20 protein-coding genes are annotated in these 22,461 nt (G+C 33.7%); 8 read left to right on the forward strand and 12 right to left on the reverse strand.

Annotated features, from left to right (window positions below; genetic code table 11):
* Window positions 1-16: 16 nt before the first annotated feature.
* Window positions 17-379, forward strand: a complete 363-nt coding sequence (locus tag ACFWU4_RS01280) for a hypothetical protein (RefSeq protein WP_411124085.1) — start codon at window positions 17-19, stop codon at window positions 377-379.
* 61 nt (window positions 380-440) lie between these two features.
* On the opposite strand, the gene ACFWU4_RS01285 is transcribed toward ACFWU4_RS01280, so the two are convergent.
* Window positions 441-956 (reverse strand): cation transporter, encoded by a 516-nt coding sequence (locus ACFWU4_RS01285; protein ID WP_411124087.1) that lies wholly within the window; start codon window positions 954-956, stop codon window positions 441-443.
* 95 nt (window positions 957-1,051) lie between these two features.
* Between ACFWU4_RS01285 and ACFWU4_RS01290 the strand changes: the two genes are divergently transcribed.
* Window positions 1,052-1,930: a DMT family transporter gene (locus ACFWU4_RS01290; RefSeq protein ID WP_411124089.1), complete on the forward strand. Its 879-nt coding sequence runs from the start codon at window positions 1,052-1,054 to the stop codon at window positions 1,928-1,930.
* Window positions 1,931-1,983: 53 nt separating this feature from the next.
* Here ACFWU4_RS01290 and ACFWU4_RS01295 read toward each other — a convergent pair whose 3' ends face one another.
* Window positions 1,984-4,062 carry an insulinase family protein gene (locus ACFWU4_RS01295; protein WP_411124090.1) on the reverse strand — a complete coding sequence of 693 codons (2,079 nt, stop codon included), beginning with the start codon at window positions 4,060-4,062 and terminating at the stop codon, window positions 1,984-1,986.
* A gap of 16 nt (window positions 4,063-4,078) precedes the next feature.
* Window positions 4,079-5,398 (reverse strand): M16 family metallopeptidase, encoded by a 1,320-nt coding sequence (locus ACFWU4_RS01300; RefSeq protein WP_411124092.1) that lies wholly within the window; start codon window positions 5,396-5,398, stop codon window positions 4,079-4,081.
* 301 nt (window positions 5,399-5,699) lie between these two features.
* Between ACFWU4_RS01300 and rplU the strand changes: the two genes are divergently transcribed.
* The 3 genes from rplU to ACFWU4_RS01315 all read left to right on the forward strand — a co-directional run bounded on the left by rplU (window position 5,700) and on the right by ACFWU4_RS01315 (window position 7,116).
* A complete protein-coding gene (gene rplU / locus ACFWU4_RS01305) occupies window positions 5,700-6,392 on the forward strand; it encodes a 50S ribosomal protein L21 (RefSeq protein WP_411124094.1) in 693 nt (230 codons plus the stop codon).
* A gap of 42 nt (window positions 6,393-6,434) precedes the next feature.
* Complete coding sequence (gene rpmA / locus ACFWU4_RS01310) at window positions 6,435-6,695, forward strand: 50S ribosomal protein L27 (protein WP_411124096.1); 261 nt, start codon at window positions 6,435-6,437, stop codon at window positions 6,693-6,695.
* Window positions 6,696-6,783: 88 nt separating this feature from the next.
* Complete coding sequence (locus tag ACFWU4_RS01315; RefSeq protein ID WP_411124098.1) at window positions 6,784-7,116, forward strand: GldM family protein; 333 nt, start codon at window positions 6,784-6,786, stop codon at window positions 7,114-7,116.
* Here the strand turns inward: ACFWU4_RS01315 and ACFWU4_RS01320 are convergent.
* The 7 genes from ACFWU4_RS01320 to ACFWU4_RS01350 form a co-directional block, all read right to left on the reverse strand.
* Window positions 7,113-8,885: a MutS-related protein gene (locus tag ACFWU4_RS01320; protein WP_411124100.1), complete on the reverse strand. Its 1,773-nt coding sequence runs from the start codon at window positions 8,883-8,885 to the stop codon at window positions 7,113-7,115. The genes ACFWU4_RS01315 and ACFWU4_RS01320 overlap by 4 nt on opposite strands.
* A 10-nt stretch (window positions 8,886-8,895) precedes the next feature.
* Window positions 8,896-9,795: a M28 family peptidase gene (locus ACFWU4_RS01325; RefSeq protein WP_411124102.1), complete on the reverse strand. Its 900-nt coding sequence runs from the start codon at window positions 9,793-9,795 to the stop codon at window positions 8,896-8,898.
* Between the two features lie 87 nt (window positions 9,796-9,882).
* Window positions 9,883-10,629, reverse strand: coding sequence for a succinate dehydrogenase/fumarate reductase iron-sulfur subunit (locus ACFWU4_RS01330; protein ID WP_411124104.1), 747 nt, complete (start codon window positions 10,627-10,629; stop codon window positions 9,883-9,885).
* A gap of 9 nt (window positions 10,630-10,638) precedes the next feature.
* The gene (locus ACFWU4_RS01335; RefSeq protein WP_411124106.1) at window positions 10,639-12,636 is read right to left on the reverse strand and encodes a fumarate reductase/succinate dehydrogenase flavoprotein subunit; all 1,998 of its coding nucleotides are present in this window, start codon (window positions 12,634-12,636) and stop codon (window positions 10,639-10,641) included.
* Between the two features lie 17 nt (window positions 12,637-12,653).
* The gene (locus tag ACFWU4_RS01340) at window positions 12,654-13,337 is read right to left on the reverse strand and encodes a succinate dehydrogenase cytochrome b subunit (RefSeq protein WP_411124108.1); all 684 of its coding nucleotides are present in this window, start codon (window positions 13,335-13,337) and stop codon (window positions 12,654-12,656) included.
* A 97-nt stretch (window positions 13,338-13,434) separates the two neighbouring features.
* Complete coding sequence (locus ACFWU4_RS01345; RefSeq protein ID WP_411124110.1) at window positions 13,435-14,670, reverse strand: hypothetical protein; 1,236 nt, start codon at window positions 14,668-14,670, stop codon at window positions 13,435-13,437.
* Between the two features lie 144 nt (window positions 14,671-14,814).
* On the reverse strand, window positions 14,815-17,658 hold the full coding sequence (locus tag ACFWU4_RS01350) for a WD40/YVTN/BNR-like repeat-containing protein (RefSeq protein WP_411124112.1): 2,844 nt from the start codon (window positions 17,656-17,658) through the stop codon (window positions 14,815-14,817).
* A gap of 195 nt (window positions 17,659-17,853) precedes the next feature.
* Here ACFWU4_RS01350 and ACFWU4_RS01355 point away from each other — a divergent pair, with 195 nt between their 5' ends.
* Together ACFWU4_RS01355 and ACFWU4_RS01360 are read left to right on the forward strand one after the other, a co-directional pair.
* A complete protein-coding gene (locus tag ACFWU4_RS01355) occupies window positions 17,854-18,153 on the forward strand; it encodes a hypothetical protein (protein WP_411124114.1) in 300 nt (99 codons plus the stop codon).
* A gap of 217 nt (window positions 18,154-18,370) precedes the next feature.
* Entirely contained in the window at window positions 18,371-19,663 is a 1,293-nt protein-coding gene (locus ACFWU4_RS01360; protein WP_411124116.1) for an aminopeptidase P family protein, read from the forward strand.
* 9 nt (window positions 19,664-19,672) lie between these two features.
* On the opposite strand, the gene ACFWU4_RS01365 is transcribed toward ACFWU4_RS01360, so the two are convergent.
* Window positions 19,673-21,004 (reverse strand): aspartate kinase, encoded by a 1,332-nt coding sequence (locus tag ACFWU4_RS01365; protein WP_411124118.1) that lies wholly within the window; start codon window positions 21,002-21,004, stop codon window positions 19,673-19,675.
* Between the two features lie 101 nt (window positions 21,005-21,105).
* Here ACFWU4_RS01365 and ACFWU4_RS01370 point away from each other — a divergent pair, with 101 nt between their 5' ends.
* Complete coding sequence (locus tag ACFWU4_RS01370) at window positions 21,106-21,759, forward strand: hypothetical protein (protein WP_411124120.1); 654 nt, start codon at window positions 21,106-21,108, stop codon at window positions 21,757-21,759.
* Here ACFWU4_RS01370 and ACFWU4_RS01375 read toward each other — a convergent pair.
* Window positions 21,756-22,460 carry a DNA adenine methylase gene (locus tag ACFWU4_RS01375; protein ID WP_411124122.1) on the reverse strand — a complete coding sequence of 235 codons (705 nt, stop codon included), beginning with the start codon at window positions 22,458-22,460 and terminating at the stop codon, window positions 21,756-21,758. The genes ACFWU4_RS01370 and ACFWU4_RS01375 overlap by 4 nt on opposite strands.
* Between the last annotated feature and the right edge of the window lies 1 nt (window position 22,461).

Below are 22,461 nucleotides of genomic sequence, written 5' to 3' on the forward strand. Positions count from 1 at the left end.
TTTAATTAAAATAATTATGCTGGATAACTATTACATCTCCGTTTTTAAGTACTATAAGAAATCAATAGGTAAGCGAAGTATCGCATTAGCACTAGTTTATATTAATTTACTAGAGCTTTCATTGATACTAGTAATTTGTACTTTTTTTATGGCTTTTGCTAAACAGATGAAAATAATAACCATGACATCTCAAAAATTTTGGATTCTATTTAGTATGGTCTCTTTATTTATTGTTTTTAAAAATTGGATGCGTTATAACGGTAAAAAGAGAAATGTCCTCAATGCTAAAACCAAAGCTAAAAGAACTTCAATTTATCTTTTATGGCTATTACCTCTTGGTTATCTAATAATCTCATTCGTTCTTTTTCAAGTAGTTTAATCCAAAAAAACGCCATCCCAAAGGATAGCGTTTTATTGTATTTTAAAATTTTAATCTAGTTTTACTCAGCTTTCTTTGCCTCAGTGCAACACATTTTTTTACAATCTTCAGCACATTCCTTTTTTTCCATTTCAGTCTTGTTCTTACAACACTCTTTATCGCAATCATCAGCACATACTTTAGATTTTGCACCAAAATCATCTACAACCTTCATATCCTTCACCTTATAAATATCAGCAACTTTAGTAACAGTTTCCTCTAAGGTTTTTGGAGATACTTTAGCTTCATCATATTCTACCATAGCCAAACGATTATCAAAATCTACTTTTGCAGATTTAACGCCCTCCATTTTTGCCATTTTCTTTTCAATAGTCTTAGCACAGCCCATTGCACATGTCATTCCTTCAATACCAAACTCAACCTTTGCATAAGTTGCGTTTGGATCTAAAGTTACAGCAACATCTTTTTTAGCAACTTTCACTTCTACAGTCTTTACTTCTGGTTGTGATTGATTATTGCAAGATGCAAAAACCAAAGCCATAACGCCAATAATGCATATATTCTTAATTGTATTCATAATCATAAACTCTTAATTTGGCATAAATCTAATACATATTCCCGTTTTTTGCGAAATAATTAACGACTTTTGTGATTCTTTTACATAGCCTTTGTATGAAAAATCCTAATATAAAATGGATATACCTATTAATACTTTCTATAATATGGGGCAGTTCATTCATTTTAATTAAGAAATCTCTATTAGGTCTAACAGCCTATCAGCTTGGTGCGATTAGAACAATTATTACAGGAATCATTCTTTTATTTTTTGGTTATAAAAAACTAAAAGTTATTTCCAAATCTAAATGGAAATGGTTAATAATATCTGGCTTATTAGGTTCGTTTATTCCCGCTTTTTTTTTCGCAATTGCAGAGACAGAAATAGATAGTGCAGTAACTTCAATTTTAAACTCATTAGTGCCACTAAACACAATCTTATTAGGTTTTGCTGTATTTAAAATTACTTCTACAAAAAGACAAGTTTTTGGTGTAATCATTGGATTTATTGGGACAGCGCTGTTAATATTAAAAGGTGCTGAATTAAATCCTAGTCAAAATTATTTATATGCTTGCTTTGTAATCGCTTCAACCTTAATGTATGCTACTAATGTAAATATTATAAAACGCTATTTGCAAGACGTAAAACCATTAGCAATTGCAGCAGGTAACTATGTATTTATTGTAATACCAGCTTTAATAATACTTTTATTCACAGATTTTTTTACTCAAGAAAGACTTAATCACCCAGATTTTATAAGTTCTATAATTTATATTATAATCTTATCTGTTTTTGGGACGGCAATAGCCAAGGTAATTTTCTTTAAGTTGGTACAAATATCAACTCCTGTATTCGCTTCTTCAGTGACTTACATTATGCCAATAGTCGCTTTAATTTGGGGAATTTTAGATGGTGAAACCTTCAGTTTTATTCAGGGTTTAGCTGCTATATTAATTTTGGTAGGTGTTTATCTCGCTAATAAAAGTAAAACATAAAAAAGACCGAAGCTCTCGCCACGGTCTTTATTTTATTTAATAAGTAACTTACTCTAGTTAAAATCGTCAGCCGTTACTCCCTCATTTATTTTCACTTCTTTTGTTTCAAAAGTAAATACTTGAGGACCTGCAGTTACCTTCATTGTATACGGCATCATTATACCACCAACCTCTTTGTAATCTCCATAATCTGTTATAGTAGTAACAGATTGTCCTTGTGCTTCTGCAGTTTCTTCTGTTCTTACTAAATATCCTGTTTCAGCATCATAGTATCTAAACGACGACTTATCATCTTTAGTTACAACAATCTTATAAACATCCGTACCATCAATTGTAGTTTTACTATCTAACTTAAGTGTCGATGGCTCCATAAATAATTCTTCAAACAAACCTTTAGACGATTTTCTGTCTGATAATGTTGCGTCATCCATAGGTACTTTTCTACCTTGTTGCTCCATGTAACCGTTTTCACCATCAAAATTTTGCTTCATTAAAGTACCCATACCTTCAGCTACCACTTCCATAGAGAACTTATTAGGTGTCATTTGCTTAATGACAGCATTAGGCTTAAATGGAGCACCTGGAATTGTCATTTCAGCGCTTGTCATTGTAGAATTTACTTTTCTAAGATTTTCTTCTCCACCTATTGCTTTTACATAATTTTTAATTACTGTAGCAGCTGTTAAACCTTCTGGTAATGGTTTTGAAAAGATTGGCTTTTCTGTCTTATTTGCATAAGTATCGTAGTACATAATCGGGATTCCTGTTTTTTCAAGATTCTCTAATACTTCACTTCCTTTACCTACAACAACAATACGAGCATTTTCCGTCTTAAAGTATTTATTTGCTACACGAGTAACATCTTCTTTAGATACTGCATTAATTTTCTCTAAATAAGTTGTGTAAAAGTCTTTTGGTAAATCATTCAGCTTAATATTTAAAGCATAACGCGCAATAGTTTGTGGGCTCTCTAAAGCTAAAACAAAATCACCAACGTACTTAGCCTTAGCATTTGCTAATTTATCTGCTTCTACTGGTTCTGTTTTAATACGGTTTATTTCTTTCAAAGTCTCAACTACAGCACTATCAGTAACCATATTTCTTACCGCTGCACCAGCCGTAAAACGAGATGCATTCCATCGACTTGTACCAACGCTAGAGCGCGCTCCATAAGTATAACCATGCTCTTCACGTAAATTCATGTTAAGGTAACTACCAAAACCACCACCTAATATCTTATTAGCAATTAAAACTGAATGATAATCTGCATCCTTCATCTTTAAATCTACATTATTTGTTAATGAGATATTAGACTGTACAGCATTTGGCATATCTATAAAATTAACCTGAGTATATTGGGCATTTGCCTTTGGCTCTGGTAAAGCAATTTCTACACTAGCAGCTTTTTCCCATTTACTAAAATGTTTTTTAAGTTGCTTTTCAACATCTCTTATTTCTACATCACCAACAACAACGATATAAGCATTATTTGGGTTAAAGTACTTTTCATAAAATGCTAATACATCTGCAAATTCAATATTATTAACTGTAGCTTCTGTTGTAAATTCACCTCTTGGATGATTTGCACCATAGGATAACGCTCCACCTACTCGACCAGCAACGGCATCTACACTTTTTTCGCTAGACTTTAAATTCTCAATAAGTTTTTCTTTCTCCTTATCAAATTCTTCTTTAGTCAATAAAGGGTTAATTGCTGCATCAGCCATTAATTCTATAATTCTATCAGAATATTTAGATAACGAACTTGCAAAAGCTCCTTGAGCTCCAAAGCCTAAATTAGCTCCTAAAAAGTCAATTTCATCATTAAAATCATCCTTTGGAATATTAGTAGTTCCATTACCTAACATTGCTGCAAGAATACTAGAAACACCAGCCTTCTTTCCTTCAGTAATTGGTTTATTATCTATGCTAAGAGAATACGATACTCTTGGTAATTTATGATTCTCTACAACAAGTACCTTAATACCATTTTTTAATTCAAATTCACCAGGTACTTCTAAAGTAATTTTAGGAGCAGGACCTGGCTCTGGCATTTTAGATCGGTCTATTTGTGCATTTACTCCCATTGCCATTAAAAACAATACGACAAATGCAGATATTTTAGTTTTCATATTAAAATTTTTCATTTTATTGATCATCTTTTTTTGGTAAATACTCTAGTATTAAACGCTGATTAGAATTTAAATACTTCTTAGCAACATCTCTCATTTCTTCTCTTGTAATAGAACGGTAAATATCTATTTCATTATTGATTAAATTAATATCATCATATAACATGTAGTAACGTGCTAATGAATTTGCTATACCAGAAATACTAGAATTAGAATTTACAAACTGATTCTCAAATTGATTTTGAAGTTTTTGATAATCGCGCTCAGAAATTAAATCTGTTTGGATCTTTGCTATTTCTTCATCCATTTCGGTAATTAAAGTATCTAACGATACATCACCCAATGGCAAACCAAATAAAGCGTAAATACCGTAATCTTCTTGACTGATATTAACCGCCTGTACCTGTAAAGCTTGTTTTTGTTCGTCTACCATTTTCTTGTATAGTACCGAACTTTTTCCACCACTTAAATAACTAGAAATCATATCTAAAGCATAAGCATCTCTATCCTTAAAAGATGGCGTTCTATATGCTGCAATAACTGCAGGAATCTGAATGTTTGGATCGTAAGCTTTATCGCGCACAGACTCAGTCATAGGTTGCTCTCTTGGAAGGTCTCTTTTAACATCTGCACCTCTTGGTATTGGACCAAAATAATCCTTTACCATTTTCTTTACAGCAGCCTTGTCAATATCACCAGCTACAACTAAAACCGCATTATTTGGTACGTAGAATTTTTTATTAAATGCTTGAAACTCTTCTAAAGTTGCAGCATCTAAATGTTCCATCTCACCAATAGTTGTTCCTTTATAAGGATGCACCTTAAACATACGCTTTTTAATCTCAGCTAAGATATTTCCGTAAGGTTGGTTGTCTACTCGTAAACGTTTTTCTTCCTTTACTACTTCGTTTTGTGTATCTACACCTATTTGATTAATTACTGGGTGAAGCAAACGTTCTGATTCCATCCATAAACCTGTCTCTACAGCGTTAGAAGGAAAAACTTCGTAATAATAAGTTCTGTCGTCAGTGGTGTTAGCATTATTGCTACCGCCATTAGCAGTTACAATGTTAAACCATTCTCCTCTCGGAATATTTTCTGTTCCTTCAAATAATAAATGTTCGAAGAAATGTGCAAATCCTGTACGTTTTGGATCTTCATCTTTTGCTCCAACATGATACATTACAGATACGGTTACAACTGGAGCCGAATTATCTTGGTGCAATATTACATGCATACCATTGTCTAAATCGTACTCCTCAAATTCTACCTGCTGTGCATTGGAATGTATACCAACCAGCAGTAAAAGTGCTAGAGTAAATAAACTTTTTTTCATTATTAATTAGTGTTTAAAATTTAAATTGTTTTAGTGTTTGACTAAGTGTTATAGATTTTGTTACACAAAGCCTAGCAAAAATAAGGAATCATTGCTCTTTTTTAACATAATAATATGTGAAAACTCTATTAATTATTAACTCAAAAACAAACACATTATATAATGCGCTCAAAAACATGCTCGAAAACCGCTTGAAAACCCTTAAAACGTTTGCAGATTACGAATTTAGGAGTATATTTGCATCCGCTTTCTGAGAAAGAAAGTGAAATGATTTTAAACTAAATAATAAAAACGTTACGCTATGTACGCAATTGTAGAGATAGCAGGGCATCAATTTAAAGTTGAAAAAGACCAAAGAGTTTTTGTTAATCGTTTATCTACTGAAGAAGGTAAGAAAGTTTCTTTCGATAACGTTCTTTTAATAGGAGATGGTAGCAAAACTACACTAGGCGCCCCAGCTATAGACGGAGCACAAGTAAGTGCAAAAGTCTTGAAGCACCTTAAAGGTGATAAAGTAATAGTTTTCAAAAAGAAAAGACGTAAAGGTTACCGTGTTAAAAATGGACACAGACAATCTTTAACAGAAATCATAATTGAAAGTATTACTGCTTCTGGAGCTAAACCAGCAAAAAAGGCTGCTCCAAAAAAAGAAACTAAAAAAGCTGAACCAAAAGTAGCAGCGAAAGCTACTGCACCAAAAGCTGAAAAAGCTGCACCTAAAAAGGCTGCACCTAAAAAAGCAACTGGTAAAGCTGACGATTTAAAGAAAATTGAAGGTGTAGGACCAAAAATCGCCTCTACATTAGTAGAAGCAGGTATGGCTACATTTGCTGATGTTGCTAAGGCAACGCCAGAAGCAATTTCTGAAATCATCTCTGGTGTTCGTGGAAACCACGTTACAGATACTTGGCCAGCTCAAGCTAAATTAGCTGCTGACGGTAAGTGGGATGAGTTGAAAAAATGGCAAGACGAATTAGATGGTGGTAAAGCTTAATTGCAAAACTACTTAAGTATAACAATATAAAACCTTAAGATAATGGCTCATAAAAAAGGAGTTGGTAGTTCTAAAAATGGTAGAGAATCAGAATCTAAACGTTTAGGCGTTAAGATATTTGGTGGACAAGCTGCTATCGCTGGAAACATCATATTAAGACAAAGAGGTAATACGCATCACCCAGCTGAAAACGTTTACCAAGGAAAAGATCATACATTACACGCTAAAGTTGATGGTCTTGTAAAATTTACTAAGAAAAAAGATAACAGATCTTACGTTTCTATTGAGCCTTTTGAGGTTTAAAAAGTAGATTTCTAATAATCTATAAAAACCCTTTCTGTTTCAGAGAGGGTTTTTTGTTTATCTTTAGTTGACATAAATCACTGTAATTATGAAAAAATTATTCCTACTTGTAATTTTATTTATTTCATTTTCTATCAATGCACAGGAGAATCCAAATTGTATTCTTAAGCTTAACAAAGCATCTCTTATTTCCATGTCACTAGATTGCGATCAACTAAAAGAGAAAACAATAACATATTTTAAACTTAAAGTTCCTGGTAAAGCTACTGTGACCAATAAGGGTAGTAAACTCACAAATGAAGCTAAAAAATTAATACTACAAGCTAAAACTGGTGATACTATATTATTATTTGATATAAAGTTAATGGATTATAAAAAGGATGTTGCTCCAATATTAGTTACCTTGGTAGAATATCATTAGACAATTTGCATTTTCTTCAATAAAAAACTTGCATTCATATTTTGGCAAACCCCTTGTTTTAGTTTATAATCAAAGAAGAGTTCATCATTTATGATTTCTGCATCAAAATAATAGTTTTTTACTGCTTGTAATTCTTTTTCAATTTCTGTTAGGCTTAAATCGTGCGTAGCAATGATTCCTGTAGCATTTTGCTTTACTAATTTCTCAACGAATTTACGAGAACCAATAGCCTTGTCTGTGCTGTTAGTACCTTTTAGAATTTCATCTAGAATCACAAAGTAGTTTTTATCCTTTTCAATAGTATCTACTACAAATTTTAAACGTGTTAATTCACTAAAGAAATACGAACTGTCATCAGTCAGTGAGTCTGTTGTGCGCATACTTGTAATGAGCTTTATTGGCTTATACTTACTTTGTTTAGCACAGACAGGAAGACCTACATTTGCCATTACAATATGTAATGCTACTGTTCTTAAAAATGTACTTTTACCAGCCATATTAGCACCTGTAACAATAAAGAATTGCTCTTGTTCTAAATTTAAATCACTATCTATTCGTTTTTCAGCTTTTAATAAAGGATGACCCAATGCCTTTGCTGATATTGTGGTGTTTTGATCTGTAATTTCAGGATAGGTAAACTGTTGATGATTAAATCCGTAATTTCCTAAGCTATTAAAAGCATCAAAAAATGTTACAGCATCGAACCAATCTTCAACCTTATCTGAATAGTTGATTATCCACTGTTCTACATGATAGGCTTGTCTAATATCCCATAGTAAATAACCATTACCAAAAATGGCAGAAATAAAATTATTTCTATTATCTAATGCATCTAAAGCTTTTGAAAATTTTGAGAAAATTTGAGACGCTTTTAAAGAATCAGACTTAATTTTCTGTTGTTGCGCTTTTAGTAAATTGGACTTAAACTCTTTTTTTTCAATTTCTTGTAATAGCAATGCGTATTGTCTAAATGTATCTTTTGCTTTTTCTGTATGTTGAGCAAGAATATTGATGTTTTTGAGATATCTAGCAGTAATACCAAGTCCAATAAGTAACCAATAACCTATATATGCTATCGGAATAATTTTTGAAATACCTGAAATTATAATAATCAATGAAGCAATACTGAAAGCTATAGTTAACCAATAAATATTTGATGTTAAAAATGGTTTATAGTCTTTTAACCATTTAATAATAGACTTTGCTGAATGTTCAATTTCTACACCTTGCGCTACACCCGAATAATGTTGTCTCCACTCAGGTAATTCTGTAAGTTCCTTTATAGCCTCTTGCCTAGTTTCAATATTAGATATGTCATTAGAAAGTAAGTGTTCAACCAGTTTTTCAGTGCCTTCTTTTATTGTTGTACGATTTATAAATTGAAAGAAAGACCCTTTGCCAAAAAGGTCTATATCTAAGCTATAATAGTGGTTGGAGTTTTGGTAGTTAGAGCCATCTAGTCTCTCGTAAAAATCCCCAGAACTGATTTTTAGTTCATTTTCATTAATTATTGCAAGTCTTCTATGTAATCCTCTATTGGCTTTTAAATCTGTGTATTTAGACAATAAGAATAAAAAAACAGCTATTCCTACAATTCCAATTATTACAGCAATTTGCCATTTCTCAAAGCTTAAGTATATCCCAAAACCTGTAACTATAAAAACAACAAGTCTAAGCGTGCTCAACAAACTCATTTGTTTGAAAATACGCTTGGCTTCAGTTTTATGTAAGGTGAATTGAGATTTATAAAACGACTCTGGGTCTTGCATTATTTTAAGGTTATATACTTGAAGAATCAATAACCTCAAAAATAGATAAAATAATCCTTACTGAGTTCTTAAAAAACTCTGGTGTAATATCTTCGTAAACATCTGTTGCTTTATGATACGCAGCGTGGTCTTCGTTACCGAAATATAAAAATGGAATCTTTACCTTATGAAATGGCCCATGATCAGAGGACATTGTCCAATCTTCCTTTCCATCTGTACCGTCATGGCCTTCTAAAAGTTTTGATGACGTTGGGTTTTTAAAATCACTAATAACTTTTTGTAATGACTTGTTGTAGCGCGCACCAACAACAAATAACTCGTCTTTAGCACTACGACTAATCATATCCATATTAATATTGAGTAAAATTTTACTATTGTCAAAACTCTCAACAAAATGTTTTGCGCCTCTTAGCCCTAATTCTTCAGCATCAAAAGCTGCTAATATTACAGAGTGTTTTGGTGGATGTTTTGTAAGAAATTCAGCAAAGCTAAATAATGCTGAAACACCTGATGCATCATCATCAGCTCCATTATATATTTTATTACCTGAAATTCCCAAATGATCATGATGTGCGCTAATGACCACGTACTTTTCTGGGTATTCTGTTCCCTTAATTTCAACAAGTATATTATTCGCGTTAAATTTTCCGATTCGCGTATCAAAAGAAAAAGGGTGTTCAAAATTGCCATTTAAACCCTTTACATTTAAACTTTTAAATTGTTGTATTATATAAGATCGAGCCGAATCACTTCCTTTTTCACCAGTTCTGCGGCCTTCAAATTTATCCGAGCTTAAAATTTCTAAACGCTCTAGAAGTTTGTCTTCATCAAACTTGTTTTCTTTATTTTGTGAATAGCTTACAGTCGTAAAAAGTAAAAGGCAAGATAGGGTTGCTATTATTGTTTTCATTATTGGGATTTAAAATCAAATTAAAGAAAAATCCTAAGATATATAATATCTTAGGATAATATTTAAATTTCTATTTACAGTATAATATTAACCTTTTAAACTAGCCGATAGATATTCTCTATTCATACGTGCAATATTTTCTAAAGAGATGCCTTTAGGACACTCTACTTCACATGCTCCTGTATTTGTACAGTTACCAAAACCTTCTTCATCCATTTGCTTTACCATATTTAAAACACGATCTGAAGCTTCTACTTGCCCTTGTGGTAATAATGCAAACTGAGATACTTTTGCCGAAACAAATAGCATTGCCGAAGAATTTTTACAACTGGCAACACAGGCACCGCAACCAATACATGTAGCTGCATCAAAAGCCATATCTGCATTGTGCTTTTCAATAGGAATAGCATTAGCATCTTGTGTGTTTCCAGACGTATTCACAGAAATAAAACCACCTGCATGTTGTATACGATCAAATGCAGATCTGTCTACTATTAAATCCTTTATTACAGGAAATGCAGTTGCTCTCCATGGTTCAATGAAAATAGTATCACCATCATTAAAGCTTCGCATGTGCAATTGGCAAACTGTAATCATAGAATCTGGTCCGTGCGCCTGTCCGTTAACAAACATAGAACAAGAACCACAAATACCTTCGCGACAGTCATGATCGAAAGCCACAGGCTCTTCACCTTTATCAATAAGATCTTGATTTAATACATCGAGCATTTCTAAGAATGACATATCTGGCGACACATCCGATATAGGGTAATCAACTATCTTTCCTTTATCATTAGCGCCTTTTTGACGCCATATTTTTAACGTTAAATTCATAGCTCTTCTTTATTTGTAACTTCTCTCTTTTACTTCAATATTTTCGTAAACTAAATCCTCTTTGTGTAGCACTGCATCTTTTGGTTCTCCTTTATATTCCCATGCAGACACAAATTGAAATTCTTTGCGACGCATCGCCTCACCTTCCTTTGTTTGGTACTCTTCTCTAAAATGACCACCTGCAGACTCTTCTCTCACTAGTGCATCTTTAGCAAATAACTCTCCTAGCTCTAAAAAATCTGCAACACGACCTGCTTTTGCAAGTTCTTCATTATATTCATTTGCTTCACCAGGCACATTAACATCCTTCCAAAACTCAGCTCTTAATTCTGCAATTTCTGAAATCGCTTCTTTAAGATCTTTCTCGTTTCTTGCCATTCCACATTTGTTCCACATAATCTTACCTAAACGTTTATGAAAATGATCTACAGATTTTGTTCCATTATTATTAGCAAGCTTATTAATAATTTCAGTAGCACTTTTTTCAGCTTCTTCAAATTCTTTTGTGTCGGTAGATATTGGCCCAGTTCTAATGTCGTGAGCTAAATAATCACCTATTGTATATGGCAAAACAAAATATCCGTCTGCCAAACCTTGCATTAGTGCAGAGGCACCGAGTCTGTTTGCTCCATGATCTGAGAAATTAGCTTCACCTACAGCATACATTCCTGGAACCGTAGTCATTAAATTATAATCTACCCAAATTCCACCCATGGTATAATGCACCGCAGGATAAATCATCATTGGCGTTTCATACGGATTTTGATCTACAATTTTTTCGTACATCTGAAATAAGTTCCCATACTTATTCTTTACAATCTTTTGACCAAGTTTTCTTACTAAAGCATCATCATTTTCATCTAATCCTTTTACATGTGCTTGCTCCTTACCATAACGCATAAAAGCTGATGCGAAATCTAAATACACAGCTTCCCCTGTTTTATTAACTCCATAACCTGCATCACAACGTTCTTTGGCAGCTCTCGATGCGACGTCTCGTGGCACAAGGTTACCAAATGCAGGATAACGACGTTCTAAGTAATAATCTCTATCTTCCTCAGCTAATTGTGTTGGTTTTAAACTACCGTTACGAATAGCTTCTACATCCTTCAAATGTTTTGGTACCCAAATACGACCATCATTTCTTAAAGACTCAGACATCAATGTTAATTTCGATTGATGATCTCCTGAAACAGGTATACATGTTGGGTGAATCTGCGTGTAACATGGATTTGCAAAATACGCTCCACGTTTATGAGCTTTCCATGCAGCCGTGACATTAGATCCCATAGCGTAAGTAGAAAGGTAGAACGCATTTCCGTAACCACCTGTTCCTAAAACTACTGCATGAGCCGAATGTCTCTCTATTTCACCAGTAACTAAGTTACGTGCAATAATTCCTCTTGCCTTTCCGTCAACAATCACAACGTCTAACATTTCGTGACGTGTATGCATTTTAATTTTTCCACGACCTATTTGACGATTCATTGCTGAATAAGCTCCTAATAAGAGTTGCTGCCCTGTTTGACCTTTAGCATAAAATGTACGTGATACTAAGACCCCTCCAAACGAACGGTTATCTAATAAACCACCATAATCTCTAGCAAAAGGAACACCTTGGGCCACACACTGGTCAATAATATTGGTTGAAACCTCAGCTAAGCGATGTACATTTGATTCGCGAGAGCGATAATCACCACCTTTTACCGTATCGTAAAAAAGTCGGTACGTTGAGTCACCATCTCCTTGATAATTTTTTGCAGCATTAATACCACCTTGAGCGGCAATTGAATGCGCTCTTCTTGGCGAATCTTGAAAACAAAAAGCCTTTACATTATAACCTAATTCAGCTAGCGTTGCTGCTGCTGAACCACCAGCTAAACCTGTACCAACAACTATAACATCAATAAGACGTTTATTAGCCGGATTAACAAGGTTAATTTTATTTTTATGATTAGTCCACTTATCTGCAAGTGGTCCTTTTGGTATTTTAGAATCTAAAGCCATATTAGATATTTTTATTATTAGTTAAAGTGATGGTATAATGCAATAAAGATGAATCCTAAAGGAACACCAATAGCATAAACTTTACTAAACCCTTTTAACCCTTTTGTATATTTATTATTTGCACCTACCGATTGAAAAGCAGAACTAAAGCCATGTAACAAGTGTAGTGCTAAAAAGATAAATCCAACACAGTAAAGAACCACTCTCCAAATTGGTTGAAACTTCACCACCAATTCTTCGTAATATCTATACCCACTTGTTGGATCTTCTGGATTTATTAAACCTGTCATATCACCAGCTATATATTTTACATTCATTTCATGGACCCAAAAGTCAATCATATGAATGATCATGAAAATAAGAATAAATCCTCCACTCCATATCATATTGCGACTCATCCATGTTGAATTGGCTGAACCGTTACTTTTAGCATAGCCAACAGCTCTAGCGCGATTGTTTTTAATTTCTAATACAAAACCCATCACAAAGTGAAAAATGACACCAAAAATTAGTACAGGTTGCAATAGATACTGTACTGCCCAAAACGTTCCCATAAATTGAGACGCTTCATTAAATGTATCCGGACTAAAGACCGAGAGTATATTAATTGTAAAATGTTGTAATAAAAAAACCATTAGGAAGAGTGCCGAAAGTGCCATAGCAAACTTTCTTCCAATCGACGAATTAAGAATTCCGCTCATTGTATTGTCGTTAATTATTTGTACAACAAAGATACAGCGCAAACGTTGTAATGACAACTACACTTAATTATAATTAACTATTTAGAATGATTTTAATCTAAAAATTGAATCTTGGGTTTACGATAGAATTATAGATAGAACCAAATTGATAACTAAACCCAACGCTTACAAAGTAATTATAACCCGATTGTAACTGTTGTTGCTGCAATAACAACTCTTCTAAAGAGATGTCTCCTGCTGGCAGGTTAATTTGATCTCTAGTAATCCTATAATTGCCACTTATATTAAAGTTAAACCCTTTGAAGACACGTATACTAGCTCCTAAGAAAAACCCAAAAGATTTTAAAGCTGTATCGTGTAGAAATTGATTAAAAGACGCTTCTCCATTTATATTTCCCCATTCTTGCCTAAAACTTCCACCTAATAAAAACGAATGTTGAAATAACAATTCGTCATCTTCTCCAAAAACAGAACGTTCTATGTAATCATTAAAAACTAGACCATTTCTATAAGATAGGATCAGTTGTTTCTTTGCCGATTCTGTATATTTAAAAAAATTGTATTCGATAGCTGGTCTAAATCTCCAGAACAAATCAAAATTACTAAATGTAGAAGTGCCAATATTTCCGAAAGCACCAAAAGACCAGTGATCATTAATACTTATAACATCACTAATATTAAGTGACTTCCCATTATTAATTGCGACAATATCATCACCATCAAAAGTGAAAGTAGATTTATTTTCATTAAAGTTAACCCTAAAGGAAAATTTATTTTTATCCGTAACACGTCTTGCCGAAAAATTAACATTAAGATTACTGGAATTATTTGTCTCCTGTCCATTAAAAAACCCATTTGCACCTATTCTAAATACCCAATAATTCCAAGGGTCCTTTTCTTCAACTTTCTCTTCTTCATTTTCTGGTGTAGGGACATTTACAGACACTTCCGTTACTGTTCCTTTTGCTATCCAAAAACGTACTAAACCTAGTTTTAAATTCTCTAATATTCGTCGTCTTGTGTCATCTCTCGTCATATTAGAATCTGTAGAAAAACTAAGCTTGTAGTTTATCATCTCAAAATCCCTTTTACCAATAAAATCTACGTCATAACTTCGTCCACCACTGCCATTTCTTTGTGTAACGAAAAATAAATGGACATCGCTAAGATCTTGATCTCTTACAAATTGAACATTCCCTAAATTCTGTCTTAAATACGTGTTATCACAGACATTACAGTCTAGGAATATTTTTAGTTGCTCAGAGGTATCTTCTTGAGACGATACATTAACGAAAAATAAAAAAGTAAATACAAAAGCTATATACTTTAGCATGATTGATTGATGATTTAGTTATAAAGGTCTACCTAGTACTAAACGTAAAAAACGTATTGTAGTATAATAAAAACAATAATTACAGCCGTAAACCTAAACTAAGCCGCTAATCTATCTGTAAAAAAAATGTAAAATAAGTGTCAATTATTTTACCTCTAATTGTGTTTTTGTGCTATCAACCATAATTGTGTAAGTGCCCTTTGGTAAATAATTCTTTTTATTACCTGTCTCTCTAAAATCTAACTTACTGTCTTCTTTTAGTAATGCTTTCTTGCCCTTTTCAGTTAGTTCTAAATTGTAGTCTAAATAATTAAAGCCTTTGTCTACATTTATAGTCATTCTATTAACTTCTGATCCTTTTTCAGATAGAATTTTAAGTGTCTTTTGCCCAGAGGAATTACTGTAAAATTGAATTTTAACTTCTGGCTCAAAAGCATTAGACCATTGGCTTCTTGCACTTCCCCAACGGCTCGAATGTCTAACAGGATTTATGTCAAAAAACGTAATTGGTTTAGAACTCATATTTGCGTTCATTTCTTGTAAAGATGCGATTTCTGCTTTATAAATACTTCGACCATGTGTTCCTAATAACAAATGTTTAGCTTCTGGTTGAATTACAATATCATGTACCGCAACATTTGGTACTCCGTTAGAAAATATGTTCCAAGAACTACCCATATCGAATGATACATAAGCTCCATTATCTGTACCTAAATACAATATGTTTTCATTTTCAGAGTCTTCTCTAATCACATTTACTGGTGAAGCAGGTATAGATTCTCCAATATTTTTCCAAGTCTGCCCATAATTATCACTCATATAGATATAGACTTCAAAATCGTCCCAACGGTAACCATTTAAAGTTACATAAACACGTTCTTTTTTATGTTGAGAAGCAATGACTCTGCTTACCCATAAATCTTTAGGTAGATTCCCAGTAATATTTGCCCAACTTCCACCAGCATTTTTAGTAACACTTACAACACCATCATCGCTTCCTGTATAAATTAATCCAAATTGAAATGGGCTCTCACTTATCGATGCTATTGTTCCGTAAGCCACATTTCCTGGTTTTCCACCATTGGTTAAATCATTACTTATCGCTTCAAAATCATTACCCTGATTCATCGAGCGCATTAACTTATTACCACCTAAATACAATATATCTTGATTGTGAGAAGATAATAAAATTGGAGTTTGCCAATTAAAACGGTACGGGTTTTCACCTAATGTATGTTTAGGTTGAATATATTTTTGTTCTCCTGTTTCTAAATTCAATCTAAAATAGTTTCCAAATTGAAACCCAGTATAAACGACGTTGGAATTCCTACTATCTATCTGAATTTGCATACCATCCCCACCCATAATTGATTCCCATGGGTATTGACCTCTCTGTTCCCAGCTTTTATTTTCTCTAGCGTTGTTTGCTCCTTTCCACACACCATTATCTTGCAAACCACCATACACATTATAGGGTTTTTCATTATCCACATTAATAGCGTAAAACTGACCTACTGAAGGCGAATTGTTTTTAATCCAATTTTCGCCATCATCATAAGTAATATTAACTCCACCATCATTTCCGTTAACTAAATGGTTTGGATTCTTAGGGTTTATCCAAAGTGAATGATGATCTGCATGTACGTTTTCGGCTCCAATGGAAGACCAAGATTTTCCACTATCCTTAGATTTTAAAATTGGGACTCCATAAATATATATATCATTTTCATTTGCAGGAGATACGTGGATATGACCAAAATAATACCCATAACTATAATAGATACCATCTAAATAATCTTCATGAGTTTTCTTCCATGTTTTTCCGCCATCAATACTTTTATAGACTTCGGCCCCAACAACAGGAGTATCAAATAACATAGAATTAGCATCCTCTAAATATTTAGCTAAATCAATCGGTTTTACATTACCAGAACGTACCATTTGCTTTACATTCTCAGCTCTATATTTTTCCTGAAATCCATTAGTCTTTAAAAATTCATTTAACTTCTTATCATCTAAAGCTAAAAAATCTGAATTTGACATTGCCTTAAAATCATTCTTAGTTAAAGCATTATTATTACTACGCTTGCTCTTATCTGGTCGTCTAAATTGACTATCGTGAATAGCATAAACCACATCGTCATTAAATACAGCGACACCTAGTCTACCAACACCTTCTCCTATTGGAAACCCACTTGCCTTGGTAGACACTTTTGTCCAAGTTTCACCAGCATCCATACTTTTATAAATAGCAGAATTAGTTCCATTACCTTTAAAATTCCATGCTTTACGATCTTTTGTCCAAGATGTGGCGAACATAACATTATAATTACTTGGGCTATTTTGTAAATCTATAATGCCACTCATATCATCTATAAACAAGGTCTGTTTCCAATTTTTGCCTCCATCTGTCGTTTTATAAACTCCACGTTCGTCATTTGGAGAATATAAATGACCTGTTGCTCCAACAACAACAACATCTGGATTATCGGGATGAATTAAAATAGGTGCAAAATGATGTGCATCCATTAGTCCAAGATTTGTCCAAGACTTACCATTGTCTGTCGATTTTAAAATTCCGATACCAGCGTAAGATGAACGCGATGCATTGTTCTCTCCAGTGCCGACATAAATTGTTCGTGTTGGCCAATGCACTGCAATATCACCAACATTCTGAGTATCTGAGCTATCTAAAATTGGCGTAAATGTTGTACCATTATTGGTCGTATGCCAAACACCACCAGATGCATAACCGACATAAAATTCTGAAGGCATTTCGGGATTCACATCCACATCTACCACACGACCACTCATTATAGATGGGCCTATATTTTTAAATGGTACATTTTTCACTAAAGACGACTCCATCATCATCTTCTTTTTTAGCAGTGCTTTATTTACAGTTTCAGCAGATGTTGCTGGCTGTTGGGAAAATGCGAAACTTGCACTTATAAATATTATAAAGGCGACTAATTTTTTAATTGACATGTTGGTTGGTTTTTGTGGTATGAAATTAGTAAATAAAGATATAAGCATCAAGGACGTCAACGAAAGTTTAACAAACCTAATAATTGATAATAATGTATTTATTGAACTAATAAAATACGTATATTGTAATTTTTTAACATTTTATTAATAATATTTATTATTTTTAACATAATTAACTAATAAAATCATATTAAAATGGAAGAGTATTTACCCTTAATTATTCAATTAGTCAGTGGAGCTGTCGGTGGAAATATTGCTGGCAAACTTATGAAAGGATCATCTTTAGGCACCTTATGGAATTCTATAGTCGGTATTCTCGGTGGCGGACTCGGAGGAACCGTTTTAGGTATGTTGGGTCTCGGTGGTGCTGAAGTTGCAGAGGCATCTACCAGTATGGACCTTACAAGTATCTTAGGTAGCTTAGCTGGAGGTGGCGTTGGTGGAGGTATACTTATGGCCATTATCGGAATGGTTAAAAAAGCTATGGCTAAATAACTTAATTATCAATATTAAGAAGGCAATCTTTAGCAAGATTGCCTTTTTTTATGCCTTTCAAATTGGTATTTTTGGATTGTAGACATCTTCTGTCTGTTCGAGCGCAGTAGAGAACTATTTAAAGTTTTCACTCAAAGACATCTCGACTGCACTCAAGGTGACAGAAAAACTGATATTAATGATATTCTCACTTTTGTGGGAAAGAAAAACATTTTCTATGAAATACGATCATATCGACAATAAGCTCTTTATAAAAAACCGCAAAAACTTTATGGCTCAAATGAAGCCAACCAGTTTAGCAGTGTTTAACTCTAATGATATTTATCCAATAAGTGCAGATAGTACGATGCCATTTCAACAGCATCGCGATATCTTTTATTTAAGTGGTGTGGATCAAGAAGAAAGTATTTTAGTACTGTTTCCAGATTGCCCGAAGGAAAAGCATCGCGAGATTTTATTCTTAAAAGAAACAAACGAGCATATTGCGATTTGGGAAGGCGAAAAGTTAACCAAAGAAGCGGCTTTAAAAACGAGTGGCATTAAAACAGTGTATTGGTTACAAGACCTAGAAAAGGTGATGTTCGAACTCATGACCCAATGCGACACTGTCTATATAAATACTAACGAACATTACAGAGCCAATGTAGAAACTGAAACTAGAGAGGATCGTTTTACAAAATGGTTAACTAATAAATATCCTGCACATAGTGTTACTAAGTCTAATCCTATTTTACAGCGCTTACGTTCTGTAAAAGATCAGATTGAATTAGACTTGATTCAAAAAGCCTGTGATATCACCGAAAAAGGCTTTAGACGTGTGCTTAATTTTGTGAAACCAGACGTTTGGGAATATAATATCGAAGCTGAATTTATGCACGAGTTTCTCAATAACCGTTCTAAAGGTTTTGCATATACTCCGATTATCGGCTCAGGTAATAATGCCAATATCTTACATTATATAGAGAACAACCAACAATGTAAAACTGGTGATTTAATTTTAATAGATGCTGGTGCAGAATATGCGAATTATGCTAGTGATATGACACGCACAATTCCTGTGTCTGGCAAGTTTAACGACCGACAAAAAGCGGTGTATAATGCTGTAAACAGAGTAAAGAAGGAAGCGACTAAAATGCTAGTTCCGGGAACACTTTGGGAACAATACCACATTGAAGTAGGTAAACTGATGACCTCCGAATTATTAGGTCTTGGTCTTATTGATAAAGCCGATGTGCAAAACGAAAACCCAGATTGGCCAGCCTATAAAAAATACTTTATGCATGGCACGTCGCATCACATGGGATTAGACACTCACGATTATGGTTTACTGCACGAACCAATGCAAGCCAATATGGTCTTTACCGTAGAACCTGGTATTTATATCCCAGACGAAGGTTTTGGGATTCGTTTGGAGGATGATGTAGTAATACAGGAGAGTGGAGAGCCTTTTAATTTGATGCGTAATATTCCTATTGAGGTTGAGGAGATTGAGGATATTATGAATTCTTAGAATCCAAATCTATAAAGATTTAATTTTTTGATTTTCAAAAACATAACGCTGCAATTTCTGCAAACTTTCTAACTTATCGCTCGTATTAACCAACAGCGAAATATTATTATTACTACCACCATAGGCAATCATACGTACATTAACATCTTGTAGCACTTGAAACAATTGTGGAGTATCAGGATGGTAAATAATTTGGTTACCTACCAAACAAATAATACTCATAAAATCATCGACCTCAACGGTTGCAAACTGCTCTAAATCTACAACTATGGCCTGTAAATTGATTGTACTATCTATAGTAAGCGATACGGCGATTTCTGATGTTGTAACCATATCTATTGCTGTTTCGTAGCGTTCAAAAACCTCAAATACTTTCTTTAAAAAACCATGTGCTAACAACATTCTAACCGACTTTATTTTTATGGCTGTAATGCCATCTTTTGCTGCAATCGCCTTTATGCCTTCTCCATGGGTTTTATTAGTAATTAATGTACCATGCGCTTTGGGCTGCATGGTGTTTTTTAAACGCAACGGAATATCTAATTCGCGCACTGGCATTACCGTTTGCGGATGCAAAATTTTAGCACCAAAATAAGCTAATTCTGCTGCCTCATTATACGATAAATGCGATAACGCATTTGTATCATTTACAAAACGTGGATCATTATTATGAAATCCATCGATATCTGTCCAAATTTGTACTTCTTCAGCTTTAATGGCAGCTCCGATAATTGTAGCGGTATAGTCTGATCCTCCGCGTTGTAAATTAGTCACTTTTCCTGCAGCATCTAAACAAATAAAACCTTGTGTAATATAAATATCTGCTTCTGGCATTGAAGCCATAAGTCGGTTTAAATTCTGTTGAATATAAAAGTTATCTGGTTCATTGGTAACGTCTATTCTCATAAAGTCTAATGCTGGTAAAAGAACAGCATTGACACCTTCTTGTTGTAAAAAACGACTAAACATAAAAGTTGATAGCAGCTCCCCTTTAGCTACAATCTTATTGTGTAGCATAACGGAAAAGGTTTCATTTACAGACTTAAGAAGTTCCTTAAATTGTTGACTTACATAAGCACTAACCTCAGCACGTAAATCGGTGTGTTTTATTAAATCGTCAACTCTACTATTATAAATTTCGTTTAATGTATTTACCTTAATTATTGCCTTTTCTAAATCACCTAGGCGTGTTAACTCAGAAATTTCAACCAATGCGTTTGTTGTGCCAGACATTGCCGATAAAACCACAACTTTTTTTGTAGCATCTGATATTATCTCCTTCACATGATTCATATTTATCACAGAACCTACAGATGTACCACCAAACTTATAAACTTTCATAAACCGTTATTTTAAAATACAAATCTATTCAGCTGGTGTCAAAGATTATAATAAATTAAAGAAATGGTTTATTTTTACACAAATTGTTAATTATATAACAAATGAAAACTATTGCTGCTTGCGTTGAAGAAATATTAATCACACAACCTTTTTTAGAAGAGGCCTTATTTAGAGAGATCATTAATTTTTCTGCATTATCAGAAGAACTTCAAAAACCCATCAGTGCCATGTTGCGCAAACCTGTAAAAACAGGAGCTATTATGATGGCATTAAGACGCTATAATCCACCAAGTCATTTGCGTCAATCACATCAACTCAAATCAGTGTTGAAAGCCTTGGGTGATATTACACTGCGTTCGAATCTTGTGGACTACACATTTCAAAATTCTGACACACTTATCGAAAGTCATTCTAAGCTCTTAGACAATTTTGATTCTAAAGCATTCTACGGATTTTCTCGCGGTATTTATGAAAGCAACATTGTGGTTTCCACCTCCGAGAAACAAAAGGTCTTAAACAGTTTTAAAGATGAAACTATGATCGGATCTCAAGATAATTTATCCGCAATTAGTATTAGGTTACCAGAAAATAATTCAAAAATTTCAGGTTTATATTATCAGATATTTAAGCGTTTTGCTTGGGAAGGGATTTCACTTTACGAAGTGATTTCTACAACTAATGAATTTACCGTTTTAGTAGAAAACCAATACGTCGATCAGGCGTTTTCAGCAATTAAAAATTTGAATGCTGGTTAATGCTTGTAGATAAACAAACGCTCAACACTTTCTTTAGTTGATAGGTTTTTTGCATGCCAAGAAAATGTAGTTTTAGATCCTTTTTCCCAAATACACTCAAAATCTTCTGGAGCATTATACTCACTAACAAAAACCTGATGGCCTTCTTTACTTTGTTGTCTGCACCATTCCCAAAACACCTCATGATTAAATCCATCACGGTATTTGGTAGTAGCAGCATAAGGTGGATCGCAATATATAATACTGTTTTTTGGGATATCTAAATCTGTATAGGATTTACAAGATAATATTAGACCTTCTAATTTCGGGACCTGCTTTGTGATATTGCGGTAATGCTCTCCCCAATAATCACGTTTACCCTCTTTATCGCGTCGGTATCCTGCAAACCACTTACCACCAAAAGAATTGAAACCTACGTAGCCTACTAAATGTTTTGGATAGTCTTTTTGATTGTATTTAATATGCTTATATTTTTCTTCACTGACACTTTGTGGAGGATCCCAATTATCGATAATTAGAGCTTCCCACATCGCCATAAGTTCTTGATGTTGATCATTCGCTATACGAATCCCTTGAACCTTATCAATCATATTCATGCCACCTGCAAAAGGTTCTAAGTATGCTTGTTTTGGTCTTCTATCCTTTAAGATTATAGGTAATAAATCCTTTGCAAAACGTGCTTTGCTGCCCATATACTTCATA

Source organism: Winogradskyella sp. PE311 (assembly GCF_046545555.1).
Classification (GTDB): domain Bacteria; phylum Bacteroidota; class Bacteroidia; order Flavobacteriales; family Flavobacteriaceae; genus Winogradskyella.

Excerpts from the sequence above, each read along its gene's own strand:
- ACFWU4_RS01280 (WP_411124085.1), top strand. The coding sequence starts at position 17 with ATGCTGGATAACTATTACATCTCCGTTTTTAAGTACTATAAGAAATCA.
- ACFWU4_RS01285 (WP_411124087.1), bottom strand. The coding sequence starts at position 956 with ATGAATACAATTAAGAATATATGCATTATTGGCGTTATGGCTTTGGTT.
- ACFWU4_RS01290 (WP_411124089.1), top strand. The coding sequence starts at position 1,052 with ATGAAAAATCCTAATATAAAATGGATATACCTATTAATACTTTCTATA.
- ACFWU4_RS01295 (WP_411124090.1), bottom strand. The coding sequence starts at position 4,062 with ATGAAAACTAAAATATCTGCATTTGTCGTATTGTTTTTAATGGCAATG.
- ACFWU4_RS01300 (WP_411124092.1), bottom strand. The coding sequence starts at position 5,398 with ATGAAAAAAAGTTTATTTACTCTAGCACTTTTACTGCTGGTTGGTATA.
- rplU (WP_411124094.1), top strand. The coding sequence starts at position 5,700 with ATGTACGCAATTGTAGAGATAGCAGGGCATCAATTTAAAGTTGAAAAA.
- rpmA (WP_411124096.1), top strand. The coding sequence starts at position 6,435 with ATGGCTCATAAAAAAGGAGTTGGTAGTTCTAAAAATGGTAGAGAATCA.
- ACFWU4_RS01315 (WP_411124098.1), top strand. The coding sequence starts at position 6,784 with ATGAAAAAATTATTCCTACTTGTAATTTTATTTATTTCATTTTCTATC.
- ACFWU4_RS01320 (WP_411124100.1), bottom strand. The coding sequence starts at position 8,885 with ATGCAAGACCCAGAGTCGTTTTATAAATCTCAATTCACCTTACATAAA.
- ACFWU4_RS01325 (WP_411124102.1), bottom strand. The coding sequence starts at position 9,795 with ATGAAAACAATAATAGCAACCCTATCTTGCCTTTTACTTTTTACGACT.
- ACFWU4_RS01330 (WP_411124104.1), bottom strand. The coding sequence starts at position 10,629 with ATGAATTTAACGTTAAAAATATGGCGTCAAAAAGGCGCTAATGATAAA.
- ACFWU4_RS01335 (WP_411124106.1), bottom strand. The coding sequence starts at position 12,636 with ATGGCTTTAGATTCTAAAATACCAAAAGGACCACTTGCAGATAAGTGG.
- ACFWU4_RS01340 (WP_411124108.1), bottom strand. The coding sequence starts at position 13,337 with ATGAGCGGAATTCTTAATTCGTCGATTGGAAGAAAGTTTGCTATGGCA.
- ACFWU4_RS01345 (WP_411124110.1), bottom strand. The coding sequence starts at position 14,670 with ATGCTAAAGTATATAGCTTTTGTATTTACTTTTTTATTTTTCGTTAAT.
- ACFWU4_RS01350 (WP_411124112.1), bottom strand. The coding sequence starts at position 17,658 with ATGTCAATTAAAAAATTAGTCGCCTTTATAATATTTATAAGTGCAAGT.
- ACFWU4_RS01355 (WP_411124114.1), top strand. The coding sequence starts at position 17,854 with ATGGAAGAGTATTTACCCTTAATTATTCAATTAGTCAGTGGAGCTGTC.
- ACFWU4_RS01360 (WP_411124116.1), top strand. The coding sequence starts at position 18,371 with ATGAAATACGATCATATCGACAATAAGCTCTTTATAAAAAACCGCAAA.
- ACFWU4_RS01365 (WP_411124118.1), bottom strand. The coding sequence starts at position 21,004 with ATGAAAGTTTATAAGTTTGGTGGTACATCTGTAGGTTCTGTGATAAAT.
- ACFWU4_RS01370 (WP_411124120.1), top strand. The coding sequence starts at position 21,106 with ATGAAAACTATTGCTGCTTGCGTTGAAGAAATATTAATCACACAACCT.
- ACFWU4_RS01375 (WP_411124122.1), bottom strand. The coding sequence starts at position 22,460 with ATGAAGTATATGGGCAGCAAAGCACGTTTTGCAAAGGATTTATTACCT.